This window comes from Nocardia sp. FBN12, from assembly GCF_054031145.1.
Window position 1 is genome coordinate 908,673 of the sequence record NZ_CM132926.1, and the last position, 15,156, is coordinate 923,828.

The 15,156-nt window shown below is 69.5% G+C and carries 13 protein-coding genes; 10 read left to right on the forward strand and 3 right to left on the reverse strand.

The window, feature by feature from the left end:
- Positions 1-4 precede the first annotated feature (4 nt).
- The 3 genes from ACWZHB_RS04605 to ACWZHB_RS04615 all read right to left on the reverse strand — a co-directional run bounded on the left by ACWZHB_RS04605 (position 5) and on the right by ACWZHB_RS04615 (position 3,196).
- Positions 5-856: a carotenoid biosynthesis protein gene (locus ACWZHB_RS04605; protein ID WP_427909080.1), complete on the reverse strand. Its 852-nt coding sequence runs from the start codon at positions 854-856 to the stop codon at positions 5-7.
- A 151-nt stretch (positions 857-1,007) separates the two neighbouring features.
- Positions 1,008-2,573: a phytoene desaturase family protein gene (locus tag ACWZHB_RS04610; protein WP_427906681.1), complete on the reverse strand. Its 1,566-nt coding sequence runs from the start codon at positions 2,571-2,573 to the stop codon at positions 1,008-1,010.
- The gene (locus tag ACWZHB_RS04615; protein ID WP_427906682.1) at positions 2,570-3,196 is read right to left on the reverse strand and encodes a GNAT family N-acetyltransferase; all 627 of its coding nucleotides are present in this window, start codon (positions 3,194-3,196) and stop codon (positions 2,570-2,572) included. Before ACWZHB_RS04615 ends, ACWZHB_RS04610 begins: the two co-directional genes overlap by 4 nt.
- Positions 3,197-3,313: 117 nt before the next feature.
- On the opposite strand from ACWZHB_RS04615, the gene ACWZHB_RS04620 reads away from it, so the two are divergent.
- The 10 genes from ACWZHB_RS04620 (at position 3,314) to murD (ending at position 15,079) form a co-directional block, all read left to right on the forward strand.
- Positions 3,314-3,763 (forward strand): SAV_6107 family HEPN domain-containing protein, encoded by a 450-nt coding sequence (locus ACWZHB_RS04620; protein WP_427906683.1) that lies wholly within the window; start codon positions 3,314-3,316, stop codon positions 3,761-3,763.
- A gap of 125 nt (positions 3,764-3,888) precedes the next feature.
- Positions 3,889-4,317, forward strand: coding sequence for a DUF3040 domain-containing protein (locus tag ACWZHB_RS04625; protein WP_427906684.1), 429 nt, complete (start codon positions 3,889-3,891; stop codon positions 4,315-4,317).
- A gap of 401 nt (positions 4,318-4,718) precedes the next feature.
- On the forward strand, positions 4,719-5,150 hold the full coding sequence (gene mraZ, locus ACWZHB_RS04630; protein WP_056816815.1) for a division/cell wall cluster transcriptional repressor MraZ: 432 nt from the start codon (positions 4,719-4,721) through the stop codon (positions 5,148-5,150).
- 196 nt (positions 5,151-5,346) lie between these two features.
- On the forward strand, positions 5,347-6,345 hold the full coding sequence (gene rsmH / locus ACWZHB_RS04635) for a 16S rRNA (cytosine(1402)-N(4))-methyltransferase RsmH (RefSeq protein WP_427906685.1): 999 nt from the start codon (positions 5,347-5,349) through the stop codon (positions 6,343-6,345).
- Positions 6,342-7,382, forward strand: coding sequence for a hypothetical protein (locus tag ACWZHB_RS04640; RefSeq protein ID WP_427906686.1), 1,041 nt, complete (start codon positions 6,342-6,344; stop codon positions 7,380-7,382). The genes rsmH and ACWZHB_RS04640 overlap by 4 nt, the downstream gene beginning before the upstream one ends.
- On the forward strand, positions 7,379-9,253 hold the full coding sequence (locus ACWZHB_RS04645) for a peptidoglycan D,D-transpeptidase FtsI family protein (protein WP_427906687.1): 1,875 nt from the start codon (positions 7,379-7,381) through the stop codon (positions 9,251-9,253). The genes ACWZHB_RS04640 and ACWZHB_RS04645 overlap by 4 nt, the downstream gene beginning before the upstream one ends.
- A 195-nt stretch (positions 9,254-9,448) precedes the next feature.
- Complete coding sequence (locus ACWZHB_RS04650) at positions 9,449-11,029, forward strand: UDP-N-acetylmuramoyl-L-alanyl-D-glutamate--2,6-diaminopimelate ligase (protein ID WP_427906688.1); 1,581 nt, start codon at positions 9,449-9,451, stop codon at positions 11,027-11,029.
- Positions 11,026-12,519, forward strand: coding sequence for a UDP-N-acetylmuramoyl-tripeptide--D-alanyl-D-alanine ligase (locus ACWZHB_RS04655; protein ID WP_427906689.1), 1,494 nt, complete (start codon positions 11,026-11,028; stop codon positions 12,517-12,519). Before ACWZHB_RS04650 ends, ACWZHB_RS04655 begins: the two co-directional genes overlap by 4 nt.
- On the forward strand, positions 12,516-13,592 hold the full coding sequence (gene mraY, locus ACWZHB_RS04660; protein ID WP_427906690.1) for a phospho-N-acetylmuramoyl-pentapeptide-transferase: 1,077 nt from the start codon (positions 12,516-12,518) through the stop codon (positions 13,590-13,592). Before ACWZHB_RS04655 ends, mraY begins: the two co-directional genes overlap by 4 nt.
- Before the next feature lie 50 nt (positions 13,593-13,642).
- The gene (murD, locus tag ACWZHB_RS04665) at positions 13,643-15,079 is read left to right on the forward strand and encodes a UDP-N-acetylmuramoyl-L-alanine--D-glutamate ligase (RefSeq protein WP_427909081.1); all 1,437 of its coding nucleotides are present in this window, start codon (positions 13,643-13,645) and stop codon (positions 15,077-15,079) included.
- Positions 15,080-15,156 lie beyond the last annotated feature (77 nt).

The window sequence follows — 15,156 nt, forward strand, 5'->3', positions numbered from 1 at the left end:
CCCCTCACAACGCGCGTTGCCGCGCCCGCGCACGGACAAACAAGGGGATTCCGAGCAAGCCCACACCGCAGAAACCCCAGACGGCCGACGCCGGGAGGCCGAGAAACACCGCGTGCGCGAGAGCCGACCCGAGCCAGGTCCACCCGAACACCGCGACCGGGACCGCCACCGACGGATCACGCGCAGGCGGGAGGAGCCGATCGAGCAGGGTGAGCATCACCGCCATGATCACGGCGACGAGTGCCCAACCCAGATAGTTCGTATACGGGATCTCGGGCAGGCCGGGCAGCCCGGCGTCGCGGACCGCCCAGGTCCACTGACCATCGGCGACCATCTGCGGATCGAGGAACAGATCCCAGCCCACCGCACCGACGACGAACAGTCCCACGCGCCGCGTGTTCGAACCGCTGAGCGAGCGCTTCGGCGAGTGGCGCACCGCCGTGGAGCCTGTGTTCGGGGCTTCGGCCCGGCTCGGACCAGGCGCCGCCGAGACCCCGGTCGAGGGGGCCAGGTGTCTGCCGGACGCGAGCATCCCCGCGACGATCCAGATCGGGTACAGCCCACCGGTCCAGGCGAGGGGCACCGCCAGTGGAACATCGGCGAACGCGGGCCCGAGCCGATCGACGGCGTAGACGTAGCTGCCGAACGGGAATCCGGTCGTGGTGCCGACGATTTCGGCGAGGAGCCCAAGACCGGACACGATGACGAAGAATCCGGTGGCCCACCGCAATCCGCGAGTGGTCGCAGCGTGCAGCACAGCAGTCGCGGCCGACAGGGCCACCACGGCGACGGTGATCCGGTCGCGCGCCACACCTGTACTCAACGGATAGGTGATCTGTACGAGCACCAGCGCCATCGCGGTGACGGCGGGAATCGCACGGCGTGGATCGACGCCGAACCAGCCGCGGGTCGCGGCGACACTGCGGCGCACCGCGCCGGCCAGGTCCGGGCCGGTCACGGACGCCGCCGAGCGATCGACCGGGCGCTGCGCGGCGAGTGAACGGCCTTCATCGCTGTCGTGGCAGCGTGAACCGGCGCTTGCGGCCGTCGCCGAGGACCAACCTGGCCGCGCTGCGGCCGCTGGCTCCGGACACACCGCCGCCGGGGTGGGTGGATGCGCCGGTCAGGTAGAGGCCGGGAGCGCCGGGGACTCGCTGGCCCGACAACTCGGGCAGTGGACGCCACAGCATCATCTGATCGAGCGACATCTCCACGTGCATGACATTGCCGCCGCGCAGACCCATCTCCCGCTCGAGATCGACCGGTGTCTGTACGAACCGCTGACGCACCGTCGAGGCGAAACCTGGTGCGTACCGGTCGACTTCGGCGACGATCCGATCCGCCTCGCGCTCGGCGTGTGCCGCCCAGTCGCTGCCGTCGGCCAGTTCGTACGGATGCCACTGCGCCCACAGCGATAGCTGATGTTCGCCAGCGGGTGCGATGGACGGGTCGAGCGCGCTGAAACTCATCGCCAGCACCACCGGACGTGGCGGCAGTGAACCGGCCATGGCGGCGCCGTGGGCCAGCCGAAGCTGGCGGCGGTCCGAGACGAGAAACTGCAGACCGCGGGCGGATTCGGCGGGTGAGGAACCGGGGTATTCGGGTAGCCGGTCGGTGGCCAGGCGCACCACCATGCCGATGCCGGGGCCGACCCGGATGCGCCGCTGCCAGTCGTCGAGGACCGCGGGGTCGAAATCGCCCGCGCGCAGCAGATCGAGCGTCGACAGGATGTGGGAGCCCGCGATCACGGTGTCGGCGTGCAGGGTCCGGCCCGATTCGGTCGACACCTGCCACCCGCTGCCGACTCGGCGCAGCGAGGTGACGGCGTCGCCGGTGTGCAACTCGCCACCGTCGGCGCGCAGACGCGCGATCAACGCGGCACTGAGCGCCCCACTTCCACCCACCGCACGTCCGGGCGGCAGCGCGTGCATGAGCGCGGCGAACCCCGCCATCGGCGCGGTCCCCGGTTCCGACATCGGCGGACCCGACTGCGCGCCGAACCACGCCAGCGACGCCTTGAGCCGCTCATCGTCGAACCAGAAGTCCAGCAGCGCGTCACCGGACTGCAAGAACTCCCGCGACAACGCCGAGCCACCGGCCCGCGCGTCCAGCCCCCAGAACGAACGGACGAGCCTGCCCGGCGTCGCCGGCCCGCCGAACGACCGCATCACCCGCGCGCTGCGCTCGCCCCACACCCCGACGAACCGGCGATAGGCGTCAGCGTCCTTGACACCACACGCCGCCGCGATCGATGCGCACGTCTCGTCGAGATCACGACGGAAAACGATCGGCGGGCGCTCACCGTCGGCGGGCGTGAACCCCCACGGATCACAGTCGAGATAGCGCAACCCGAACCGCTCGAGCTCGAGCTCCTCGATGATCCCGGTGTGCCGGATCATGATGTGCGCCGAAGATCCACGATCGACGAGATGGCCGGGGAACCGCTCCACCGTCGACACCGCGCCGCCAGGGACCTCGTCGCGCTCGAGCACCTGTACCCGCTGCCCGGCCCGTGCCAGATAGCAGGCCGCGACCAGCGCGTTGTGGCCGGAACCGACCACCACCGTCGTCATAGATTCGAGGGGGGCATCGGCAACCTGCGCCCGAGGATGGCGAACGGCCGGGTATCGCCCGCGAACACGAAATTGCGGATCACATCGGTGAATCCGGCCCGCCGGTACAACTTCCAGGCCCGGTTCGCCTCTTCGGGCACCTCCGGCGTCGAGAGCAGCACGGCCGCCTCGACGCGGTCGGCCAGCAGCCGCTCGAGCAACCGCGCCCCGATCCCACGCCCCTGCGCGGCCGGGTGGACGTGCAGCTCGGTGAGTTCGAAATAGTCGGCGAGCAGGTCACGGGCGGCGGCATCGGGCCACCCGCACCGGCGCATCCCGGTCTGCACCTGCTGATGCCACCACTGCCGAGGCGCGCCGCTGTAGCCATAGGCGATCGCCAGGATCGGCGCGGTGCGCAGGTCGACGCCACCCGTGTCATCGGGCAGCACCGCGGCGACGGCCCGCCAGCCGGTCCTGGTGGTGTGCTCGGTCCACATCGGGGCGCGATGGTGCTCGGTGCCGCGGGGGTAGTCCATCGCGGCGACGTACACCGACAGGGCGTCGTGCAGACGTGCGCGCAGGGCGGCGACGCTGAGGTCGACGATGACGGGTGCGGGGGTGTGTTTCGGCTTGACGGCTGTCATGGCTCTCGTCGATGGTGCGCGGACGCGGAAAGTTGTCGGTGGGTGTCCCTATATTCAATCTCAATTCAAACGTTCGAATGTTAGTTCGATCAGTGCGAGGGGCGAAAGGGGCAGCAGATGGCTGGTCACAACGATGGTCGCGCGCACGCGGGCCACGACGGGCGCGCCGGCGGACTACTACGTCAAGCCGATGCCCTACTCACTGATTCCGCCTGGGAGCACGAACCGGGGGAGCGGTTCCGTACCGCGTACCTGGCCGCGCTGCGTGGCGCGGGTTCGATGATCGCACTCACCGGTGCCGACCAGGCGCCGCGTGCGCGATCGCGCAGCGCCTGGGTGTTACTGAGACGCGCCAGCCCGGAGTTCGTGATGTGGGCCGATTACTTCGAGGCGCACTCGCAATTACGGGCCGCGCTGGAGGCCGGATTGGACCGTGCGATCACCGACACACAAGCCGACGAGTTCTGCTCACGGGTGGGCGCATTCCTCTACGACGTCGACGATGCGCTGGTAGCCGCGGCTAAGAGCCGCCCGCAGCCGAGTCGTGGCCGCGACATGACCGCTTAGTTATGACCGAGTAGGTGGTACGCCACCGATCGAACTCGTATCATGGGGAGCAGATAGCCGCCAAGGTCGGCTACCCGTCGCCTACCCGGAGGCGACCAGCCACGCCTAGTGCCGGGGGAGGTACCGTGCCACTCTCCGAGCACGAGCAGCGCATGCTCGAACAGATCGAGAGCGCTCTCTATGCTGAGGATCCGAAGTTCGCCTCGTCCGTCCGCGGCGGACGTCTTCGCTCCACGTCGAGTCGACGCAGACTCCAAGCTGCGGCGTTGTTCGCCGTCGGCCTTTTTCTGCTCGTCGCCGGCATCGCCGCCCCGTTCAAGCCGGGCGGTTTCCCGATCATCAGTCTCGTCGGATTCATCGCCATGTTCGGCGCTGGTGTCCTGCTGATGATCGGCAACTCGCGTCACGCCGCCCGACCGGACGCGACCGAGCCTCCCGCTGCGGGCAGCGGCCCGTCGAGCGGACCCACGGCCCGCGGCGGTCGCCAGCGCAAGTCCGGCGGCTTCTCCGAGCGAATGGAAGACCGATTCCGGCGAAGGTTCGAGCAGGAATAGCTCAGACCTAGCTGGTACGAAGGCGGCGCCACACCCACCACCGGGTGTGGCGCCGCCTTCGTGCGTCTGTGCGCCCGCCGCCCTGATGGCCAACGGGCAGGGCGGTTCCCCCACCTTCCCCACCGCGCCCCACGCTTCCCCCACCAGCTCGCGCGGGCTGGGTCGCACCTGCGATGTTTGCTGAACGTTGTCGGAACGAGGGGTTGCCGACCCGCGCGGGTCGCCCGAACACGGGATAACCGCGAATCTCAGTGATAGCTGGAATGACCTGCGGAATTGTGTTGGCGGGGAGCAGGATCACTCAGGGTTTCGATTGAAAGTGGGGGAAAGTGGGGTAATGTGGGTCGCGCACTACAGGAGAGGCCGTACGGCGAGGTGAATCCAGTAGGGAGGTGGCCGGGATGTTCCTCGGTACCTACACCCCCCGATTGGACGACAAAGGGCGGCTGACGTTGCCTGCGAAGTTTCGAGACGATCTGGCGGGAGGGTTGATGGTCACGAAGGGCCAAGACCACAGCCTTGCCGTGTATCCCAAAGACGAGTTCACCGCGCTCGCGCGGCGAGCGGCGTCGGCGTCCCGAAGTAATCCGCAGGCAAGGGCTTTCGTTCGAGCGCTGGCGGCGGGCACCGACGAGCAACGTCCGGACGCACAGGGCCGGATCACGCTGTCGCCGGACCATCGGCGCTATGCGAACCTCTCGCGGGATTGCGTGGTGATCGGTTCGGTCGACTTCCTCGAAATATGGGATAAGCAGGCGTGGGAGACCTACCTCGAAGAACACGAGGAGGACTACGCGCAAGCCGGAGACGAGTCGCTGGGCGGAATCTTCTGACCCGGAGCACGCGAGTGCTGCGAGGCCTCTGCCCGGGCGTGGACCCTGACGTACTTCCCCGACGCCAGGTGCCTTGCCCCGGTCAGAGACCTCGAAGCATTCGCAGCACCAACTCGTTCGACAAGCACTCATTCGAAAAGCACTGTGTGGCAAGGCGACCCGTCTGCGACGCGAGGCAGTATCCCGGGAGGTCGAGGTGAACCATGACGCCGAGAACCCCCGTCATGTGCCGGTCCTGCTCGAGCGCGCCGACGATCTGCTCGGCCCGGCGCTGAGCGAACCGGGCGCCGTCTACCTCGACGCGACCCTCGGATTGGGCGGTCACGCAGAGCATTTCCTGCGCACCTACCCGCAAGCGCGCCTGGTCGGTCTCGACCGCGACACCACCGCGTTGCGCATGGCAGGCGAGCGTCTGGCGCCCTACGCGGACCGGATCACGCTGGTCCACACCCGTTATGACGGCATCCCCGCGGCACTGGCCGAAGCGGGACTCGACGAAACCGGTTCCGTCTCGGCCGTCCTGATGGACCTCGGGGTGTCGTCGATGCAGCTCGACGAGGCCGAACGCGGCTTCGCCTACTCCGTCGACGCACCGCTGGACATGCGGATGGACCCGACCACCGGCATCACCGCCGCCGACGTGCTCAACACCTACAGCCACGGCGACCTGGCCCGGGTGCTGAAAACCTATGGCGACGAACGGTTCGCGGGCAAGATCGCCTCGGAGGTGCTGCGCAGGCGGGCGGTCAAGCCGTTCAGCACCAGCGCCGAACTCGTCGAGGTGCTCTACGCGAGCATTCCGGCCGCGGCGCGCCGCACCGGCGGACATCCGGCCAAGCGCTCGTTCCAGGCGCTGCGGGTGGAGGTCAACGGTGAGCTCGACTCGCTGCGGGCGGCACTGCCCGCGGCACTGGATGCACTGCGGGTGGGCGGACGGATCTGCGTCATGTCGTATCAGTCGCTCGAAGATCGGCTGGTCAAACACGAACTCGCGCCACGGATCGTGTCCCGGTCCCCGATGGACCTGCCGGTCGAACTGCCCGGCATGGGACCGGAATTCACGATGCTCACCCGTGGCGCGGAAAAAGCGACCGAAGCCGAGATCGAGGTCAATCCGCGATCCGCGCCGGTGCGGATGCGCGCGGCCGAACGAATCGCGGAGAGGTCAGGGAGGACACAGGAGGGGAAACGATGAGCGTGCGGACGAGCACAATCGCGGTGCCGAGCAAGACCGCTCGGCGCGTGGAGGCGGCCGAACGAGTGAAGTCCGGTGCGGCACAGCGGGCCTACGCCCGCAAGCGCACCAGGGAGCAGTTGCTCGACGGCATCGAGCTGCCCGAACAGGCATCGACGATGGCGGGGCGGATCCCGTTCGTCACCGCGATCATCGGTTTGCTCGGCTGCGGCCTCGCCCTCACCCTGTTGCTCACCACCCGCGCCGCCGAGGACAGCTACCAGCTCGGTGACGCCAGGGCGGTCAACCGCAAGCTCGACGACGAGCGGGCCGCGCTGCAGCGCGAGGTCGCCGCCGCTGACTCGGCCCCCGAATTGGCCGCCCGCGCACGCGAACTCGGCATGATCCCCGCGAAGGATCCGGCCCGGCTGGTGATCGGCGCCGACGGCGAGGTGAGCGTGATCGGTAACCCGACGCCCGCCCAGGGTGCGCCGGTGCCGCCGCTGAACGGCCCGCCGACCACCACGCCGAACAGCCCTGCGCCCGGGCACGCCCAGGCGCAGGGGGAGCGGGTGGTGCCGGTCCAGCCGGGCGCGGCCACGGCCAGTCCTGCCGCGCCCACCAGTGTTCCGGCGAACGTGCTCGCGTCACCGGCCGCCCCGGCCGCGAATACACCGCAGGCTCCGGCGGTGTCGCCGCAGCCCGCGGCCGCGCCGGCGCCGGCTCCGCTCGCCCCGGTCGAAGCCACTGTCCCCGACCCCGCGAACGGCCAGGCTCCGGTCCAGGCGCCCGCGGCGGGCAACGGCGAGGTCCTCGCGCCGACGGACGGCGGTGCTCCGCTCGCCCCGGCGACGGTGCCCGATCGAGTCGACGTCGCAGGTCAGGGTGAACCTCTCGCCTCGGCCGACACGCCGCCGCCCGCACCGGGTGTCGTGGCCGACCCGGCCGGTGCGCCGTTACCCGCGGGCGCGGCCCCGACCACCGGCCTACGAGCCCCCGCGGCCGGACCGCCGAGCGAACAGCCACAGGTCGTCGAATCGCCGGACGCTCCCCGATGAAGCGGAGTGGGCCCGCGTCGCAACAGCGACGCGGGCCGGTCTCGTCGAGGGCCCGCGCCGGCTCGCTCTCGCCGGACCGGCCGATCCGCCTTCGCCTCGGTGTCGGCCGGGTCACCCTGCTGGCGACGTTGGCCGTTGTCGCGTTGCAGCTGCTCTACATTCAGAGTTTCGCCGCACCCGCGCTGTCGGCGCAGGCGGCCTCGCAGCGCACCATCAAGGCGACCGAGGCGGCCGTGCGCGGCCCCATCACCGACCGGCACGGCAATCAGCTCGCTTTCACGCTCACCGTGAAAGCCCTGACCTTCCAGCCGGTGACGGAGCGCGAGAAACTGGTCGAAGCCAAGAAGCTCAAGCCGAGCGCACCGGATCCGGAGCAGCGGCTCACCGACATCGCGAAGTTCATCCACGACAAGCTCGGCGCGCCCACCGAGCAGGAACTCCTCGACAAGCTGAAGAGCGACAAGAAGTTCCACTATCTGGCCAAGAACGTCGATCCGCGGGTGGCCGCCGAGATCAAGGAGAAGTTCCCGGAGGTCGGTGTCGAACGGCAGGACCTGCGCGAGTACCCCGGTGGCTCGCTCGCGGCGAATGTCATCGGCGCGATCGGTGGCGACCGGCACGGCCAGATGGGTCTGGAATCGGCACTGGATTCGGTGCTGTCGGGTACCGACGGTTCGCGCACCTACGACCAGGGTTCCGACGGCGCGGTGATCCCCGGCAGCTACCGCGACCTGCAGCCCGCGGTGAACGGCTACGGCGTCGAGCTGACGCTCGACGCGGACCTGCAGTACTACGTGCAGCAGCAGGTGCAACAGGCCAAGCAGGTGTCCGGCGCCTCCTCGGCCTCGGCGGTGGTGCTCGACGCCAAGACCGGCCAGGTGCTGGCGATGGCCAACGACGGCACGTTCAATCCCGCGCTCGGCCCGAATCATTGGGCCTCGGGCAAGATGAACAACCCCTCGGTGGCCGACCCCTTCGAGCCCGGTTCGGTCAACAAGATCGTCACCGCGGCGGCCGCCATCGAATACGGCGTGACCACCCCCGACGAGGTGCTGCAGGTGCCCGGCTCGATCCGGATGTCGGGCGTCACCGTCAACGACGCCTGGCAGCACGACGTCGCGCCCTACACCACCACCGGCATCTTCGGAAAGTCCTCCAACGTCGGCACTCTCATGCTCGCCCAGCGGGTGGGCGAGGACCGGTTCGCCGACATGCTCGATCGGTTCGGGCTCGGTCAGCGCACCGGCGTCGGCCTGCCCGGCGAGAGTGGCGGCCAGGTACCCGCCCGCGATCAGTGGTCGGGTGGTTCCTTCGCGAATCTGCCTATCGGCCAGGGCCTTTCGATGACCACGCTGCAGATGACCGCCATGTACCAGGCCATCGCCAACGACGGCCTGCGGATCCCGCCGCGCATCGTCAAGGCCAAGATCGCCCCCGACGGCAACCGCACCGAGGAACTGCAGCCCGACGGCGTGCGCGTGGTCAGCCCGCAGACCGCGCACACCCTGCGCGAGCTGTTCCAGGCGACCGTCCAGAAGGACCCGATGGGTGTCCAGATGGGCACCGGCGCGCCCGCCTCGATCGAGGGATACCAGGTGGCGGGCAAGACCGGCACCGCGCAGAAGGTTGACCCCGCGTGCCGGTGCTATTCGACCTCGTCGTTCTACAGCACCTTCGCCGGGATGGCACCCGCCGACAACCCCCGCTACGTGATCGGCATGATGCTCGACGCCCCCGTCCGCAGCTCCGACGGCACCGGCGGCGGGTCCGCCGCCCCGCTGTTCCACAGCATCGCCTCCTGGGCGCTGCAGCGTGACCGAGTGCCACCGTCACCGGAGGCCAAGCGGTTGGTGCTCGAGGCAACATCATAAGCGGCTGGCGCCGCTGGTTCTCGGCCCTGTTCCCTCCCTCCGGCTACTCCTTCGTCGCACCCTCCACTCAGTCCAGCGGCGGGCGGGCCGCGAACCACCGAATAACTCAACCCACGTTGTCCGTCCGACACCGCGCGTCGGTAACCTGACTGCTCGTCTCGCCTACGCGCTCGATCACTCTCAGAGAGGAGCCTTGTGCCCGCGCAGTCCAGCCCGCACGCGCTCCGGCCAACCACTCCGTTGTCGACGTCGCTGCAGGCCGTAGCGGACCTCGTCGGCGCCACGACGGCATCCATCGGGGTGACGGTCACCGGCATCGAGCAGCGCTCCAACGCGGTGCGCCCCGGTGACCTGTTCGCCGGGCTGCCCGGCGCGAACTCGCACGGCGCCCGATTCGCCGCCGACGCGATCGCGAACGGCGCGGTCGCCGTGTTCACCGATGCCGCGGGCGCCGAGCTGATCGGTGACGTGGCGGTGCCCGTGCTGGTGCGCGAGCAGCCACGCGCGGTCCTCGGCGAACTCTCGGCCGCGATCTACGGACACCCCAGCGATCGACTGCGCATCATCGGCATCACCGGCACCTCAGGCAAGACCACCACCTCGTACCTGGTGGAAGCCGGGCTGGTCGCGGCCGGACTGTCCACCGGGCTGATCGGCACCATCGAGACGCGGATCGGCGGGCAGCGGGTGCCGAGCGCGCTCACCACCCCCGAGGCGCCGCAACTGCACGCGATGTTCGCCGCGATGGTCGAGCAGGGCGTCGACGCGGTCGTGATGGAGGTGTCGAGCCACGCGCTCGCGCTGGGCCGGGTCGACGGTGTGCGGTTCGCGGTCGGCGCGTTCACGAACCTGTCCCAGGACCATCTCGACTTCCACAAGGATTTCGAGGACTACTTCGCCGCGAAACGTCGGCTGTTCGACGCGGATTCGCCGATCGCCGCGCGCACCGCGGTGATCTGCGTCGACGACGAATGGGGCACCCGCCTGGCCGGTGACCTGGCCGAGCCGGTCACCGTGTCGACCACCGGCGCGGGGACCTGGCAGGTCAGCGGCGACATCAAGACCGCCGGTGGCGAACAGGAATTCACCGCCGCCGGACCCGATGGCGAACTGACGGTGCGCTTGCGTCTGCCCGGCCGCTACAACGTCGCCAACGCCCTCTTGGCCGTCGCCACCTGCGCAGCGGCCGGCGTCGATCCGGCAGTCGCCGCGCCCGCGCTTGCCGTCGTCGACGTGCCGGGCCGGATGCAGCGCGTCGAGCGCGGCCAGGACTTCCTCGCCGTCGTCGACTACGCGCACAAGCCCGCCGCCATCGAATCCGTCGTGACCACCCTGCGCGGCCACCTCACCGAAGCGGGTGTGGGCAGGCTGGCGGTCGTGCTCGGCGCCGGTGGCGACCGTGACGCGGCCAAACGCCCGCTCATGGGCGCCGCGGCGGCCCGCGCCGACCTGCTGATCGTCACCGACGACAACCCACGCACCGAGGACCCGGCGGCCATCAGGTCCGCCGTGATCGCCGGTGCCGGCGAACTCCCGGCCACCGACCGCGGCGAGATCCGCGAGATCGGTGACCGCGCGGCGGCCATCGCCACCGCACTCGCCTGGGCCAGGTCCGGTGACGTGGTACTCGTCGCGGGCAAGGGCCACGAGGCGGGGCAGGAAATCAAGGGCGTCAAGCATCCCTTCGACGACCGCGAGGTAGTCGCGGTGGCGCTGGATGCCCTGCGGACACCACATCGTCCGCACACGGACTCGGAGGACTTGACGGTTTCATGATCGAGATGACACTGCGGGAGATCGCGGACGTTGTCGGCGGCGAGCTCCACGACGTACCCGACCCCCAGGCACTGGTGACCGGTTCGGTCGAATTCGATTCGCGCCGAATCGGTTCCGGCGATCTGTTCCTCGCCCTACCCGGCGTCAACTCCGATGGACACGACTACGCCGCCAAGGCGGTGGCCGCCGGAGCGGTCGCGGTGCTCGCGGCTCGCCCGGTCGGCGTGCCCGCGATCGTCGTCGCACCCGACCTCGGTTCGGTGCCCGCGACCTCGGTCGCGCTGAGCTCCGACGCGGACGGTTCCGGTGCCGCGGTACTCGCCGCGCTGGCCGAGCTGGCGCGCGTGAGCACCGAGCGGCTCGCCGAGCGCACCGGACTCACCGTCGTCGGCGTCACCGGTTCCTCCGGCAAGACCTCGACCAAGGATCTCCTCGCCGCGGTACTCGCGCCGCTCGGTGCGGTGGTCGCGCCGCCCGGCTCGTTCAACAACGAACTCGGCCACCCGTGGACCGCACTGCGCGCGGGCACCGACACCAAGTTCCTCGCCCTTGAACTCTCCGCGCGCGGTCGCGGACACATCGCGGAGCTGGCCCGCATCGCCCCGCCCCGGATCGGCGTCGTACTCAATGTCGGCACCGCCCACCTCGGTGAATTCGGCAGCCGCGAAGCGATCGCGCAAGCCAAGGGCGAGCTGGTCGAAGCACTGCCCGCCGAGGGACTGGCCGTCCTCAACGCCGACGACCCGAATGTCTCGGCCATGGCTTCGCGAACGAAGGCACGCGTGGTGAAGGTGGGCCTGTCCGGCGACGCCGACATCCGCGCCACCGACGTGACCACCGACGACCAGGCCCGCGCCCACTTCATCCTGCACGTCGGCGCCGAATCGATCCCGGTGCGGCTCGCGGTCCACGGCGAACACCAGGTCGGCAACGCGCTGTCCGCCGCCGCCGTCGCCCTCGAATGCGGTGCTGACCTGGCAACCGTCGCCCAAGCCCTGTCCGGTGCCACCGCGGCCTCGGTCCGCCGGATGGACGTGACGACCACCCCTGCGGGCGTCACCGTCATCAACGACTCCTACAACGCCAACCCCGACTCCGTGCGGGCCGCGCTCAAAGCGCTGGTCACCCTCGCGAAGTCGAGCCCGGAACCCCGGCGCAGCTGGGCCGTGCTCGGTGAGATGGGCGAACTCGGCGACACCTCGGTGATCGAACACGACGCGATCGGACGACTGGCCGTGCGCCTCGACGTCGATCGGCTGATCGTGGTCGGCACCGGACGACCCTCCCACGGCATGCACCAGGGAGCGGTGATGGAAGGCTCATGGGGCGAGGAATCGATCCTCGTTCCCGATATCGACGCGGCGATCGCGCTGCTCGACGACGAGATCGCCGCAGGCGATGTGGTACTGGTCAAGGCGTCGAAGGCGGTGGGCCTGTGGGCCGTCGCCGAGCACCTGACCGGGGCAGCGGAAGGTAATACAGCTCGATGAGGCAAATTCTGTTCGCGGCGGGAATCGCACTGGCGGTGTCGATCCTGTTGACGCCGTTGTTGGTTCGGGTATTCGCCAGACAGGGCTTCGGTCAGGAGATCCGGGTCGACGGCCCGGCCAGTCACCAGGCCAAGCGCGGCACCCCCACCATGGGTGGCGTCGCGATTCTGATCGGCATGTGGGCGGGCTACCTCGGCTCGCACCTGATCGGTATCGGCTACGACGCGGAAGGGCCGACGGCGTCGGGTCTGCTCGTGCTCGGTCTCACCACCGCGCTCGGCATCGTCGGCTTCCTCGACGACTTCATCAAGCTGCGCAAACAGCGCAATCTCGGCCTGACCGCCGCGGGCAAGTACATCGGCCAGACCGCCGCCGCGGTCATCTTCGCGGTGCTGGCCCTGCAGTTCCGTAGCCCCGACGGGCTCACCCCCGCCAGCAAGCACCTGTCCTACGTGCGCGACTGGAACACCCTGTCGATGGGCGCGCTGATCTTCGTGATCTGGGTGCTGTTCCTGGTGATCGCCTGGTCCAACGCGGTCAACCTGACCGACGGCCTCGACGGCCTCGCGGCCGGTTCGATGAGCCTGCTGCTCGGCGCGTATGTGATCATCACCTTCTGGCAGTACCGCAATTCGTGCTCCACCAGCCCCGAAGCCGGGTGCTACAACGTGCGCGATCCGCTGGATCTGGCCCTCGTCTGTGCCGCGGCCGCCGCCGCCTGTATCGGATTCCTGTGGTGGAACGCCGCGCCCGCGCGAATCTTCATGGGCGACACCGGTTCGCTGGCACTGGGCGGCCTGATCGCCGGTCTGTCGATCACCACCCGCACCGAGCTACTGATGGCCGTGATCGGCGCGCTGTTCGTCGCCGAGGCGGCCTCGGTGATGCTGCAGGTGGCGGTGTACCGCACCACGCGCAATCGGTTGTTCAAGATGGCGCCGTTCCACCATCACTTCGAGTTGAGTAAGTGGGCCGAAACCACGGTGATCATCCGGTTCTGGATTTTGGCGGGCATCTCCGCCGCAGTGGGCCTCGGCCTGTTCTACAGCGAATATCTGTCACAGGTCGGGTGAGTAGAGACATGGTCGAACACTCGCCCCGCGCCCTGCGTTCCCCGGGCCCGATGCTCGAATTCCTGCGTGGCCGTGACGTTCTCGTCGCCGGTTGGGGCGTCTCCGGACGCTCGCTGATCGAACCGCTGCGCGATATCGGCGCCCACCCGGTGGTCACCGACAACGGCGCCAAGGCACTCGCCGAAGCCGCCGAACTCGGTCTCGAGATCGCCACCAGCGTCGAACTCGAAAGCGCCGACCTGAGCCGGTTCGCGCTCGTGATCACCAGCCCGGGCTGGCGACCGGACTCACCGGTGCTGGTCTCGGCGGTCACCGAGGGCGTGCCCGTCTGGGGTGACGTCGAATTCGCCTGGTGGGTCGATCAGGCCCGCATCTACGGCCCGGTCCGCAAATGGCTGGTGATCACCGGCACCAACGGCAAGACCACCACCACCAACATGACGCACTCGATCCTGCGCGCCGCCGGCATCTCCAGCGTGGCCTGCGGCAATATCGGCCTGCCGATCCTGGACGCGCTGCGCCGCAACCCCGGCCCGCAGGTTCTCGCCGTCGAGCTGTCCTCGTTCCAGCTGCACTGGGCGCCGTCGGTGCGACCCGAAGCCGGTGTCGTGCTCAACGTCGCCGAGGATCACCTGGACTGGCACGGCGGCCTCGATGCCTACGCCGCCGCGAAGGCGCGCGCGCTCACCGGTCGCGTCGGCGTCGTCGGCCTCGACGACCCGGTCGCGGGCGCACTGGCCCGTAAGGCCAAAGCTCGCCGCACGGTCGGCTTCCGGATCGGTGTCCCCGCCGACGGCGAGCTGGGCGTGGTCGACGGCAAACTGCTCGACCGCGCCTTCACCAAGGCCGCGATCCTCGCCGAGACCAGCGACATCAGCCCGCCGGGACCCGCGGGCATCGCCGACGCGCTGGCCGCGTCCGCGCTGACCAGGGCCATCGACGTGGCACCGCAGTTCGTCAAGGAAGGCCTCGCCGAGCACAAGGTGGGCCCGCACCGCACCGCGTTCGTCCGCGAACTCGGCGGTGTCGAGTTCATCGACGACTCCAAGGCCACCAACCCGCACGCCGCGCGCGCCGCGATCATGGCGCACCCGCAGGTGGTGTGGGTGGCGGGCGGTCTGCTCAAGGGCGCCAGTGTCGACGATCTGATCGAGGAGATCGGTGATCGGCTGGTCGGCGCGGTGCTGTTCGGGGCCGACGCGCCGGTGATCGCCGCCGCGATGACGCGACACGCACCCGAAGTCCCGGTCATCGAGCTGGATGCGGGAGACGATGCAGACATGGAGTCGTCGAGATCCCAGCGAGCCGAGGCGGTCATGGGCCGCGCGGTGCGTGCCGCGGCGGGTCTGGCTCGCGCCGGAGATACCGTACTGCTCGCGCCCGCGGCGGCTTCCCTGGACATGTACGACGACTACACCCACCGCGGACGCTGTTTCGTGGATGCGGTGACGGCACTGGAAGATGGTGACATCGGGCGGGCGCTATGACGCACGCGCGCCCGGTGGACCCGCCATCGCCCAAGAGGGGACAACGTGGGTAAAAGCCGGGGCAGCGTGGACGACAA

Bases quoted from the DNA above. Each gene is read 5' to 3' on its own strand.
- ACWZHB_RS04605 (WP_427909080.1), bottom strand. From the start codon at position 856: ATGGCGCTGGTGCTCGTACAGATCACCTATCCGTTGAGTACAGGTGTG.
- ACWZHB_RS04610 (WP_427906681.1), bottom strand. From the start codon at position 2,573: ATGACGACGGTGGTGGTCGGTTCCGGCCACAACGCGCTGGTCGCGGCC.
- ACWZHB_RS04615 (WP_427906682.1), bottom strand. From the start codon at position 3,196: ATGACAGCCGTCAAGCCGAAACACACCCCCGCACCCGTCATCGTCGAC.
- ACWZHB_RS04620 (WP_427906683.1), top strand. From the start codon at position 3,314: ATGGCTGGTCACAACGATGGTCGCGCGCACGCGGGCCACGACGGGCGC.
- mraZ (WP_056816815.1), top strand. From the start codon at position 4,719: ATGTTCCTCGGTACCTACACCCCCCGATTGGACGACAAAGGGCGGCTG.
- ACWZHB_RS04640 (WP_427906686.1), top strand. From the start codon at position 6,342: ATGAGCGTGCGGACGAGCACAATCGCGGTGCCGAGCAAGACCGCTCGG.
- ACWZHB_RS04645 (WP_427906687.1), top strand. From the start codon at position 7,379: ATGAAGCGGAGTGGGCCCGCGTCGCAACAGCGACGCGGGCCGGTCTCG.
- ACWZHB_RS04655 (WP_427906689.1), top strand. From the start codon at position 11,026: ATGATCGAGATGACACTGCGGGAGATCGCGGACGTTGTCGGCGGCGAG.
- mraY (WP_427906690.1), top strand. From the start codon at position 12,516: ATGAGGCAAATTCTGTTCGCGGCGGGAATCGCACTGGCGGTGTCGATC.
- murD (WP_427909081.1), top strand. From the start codon at position 13,643: ATGCTCGAATTCCTGCGTGGCCGTGACGTTCTCGTCGCCGGTTGGGGC.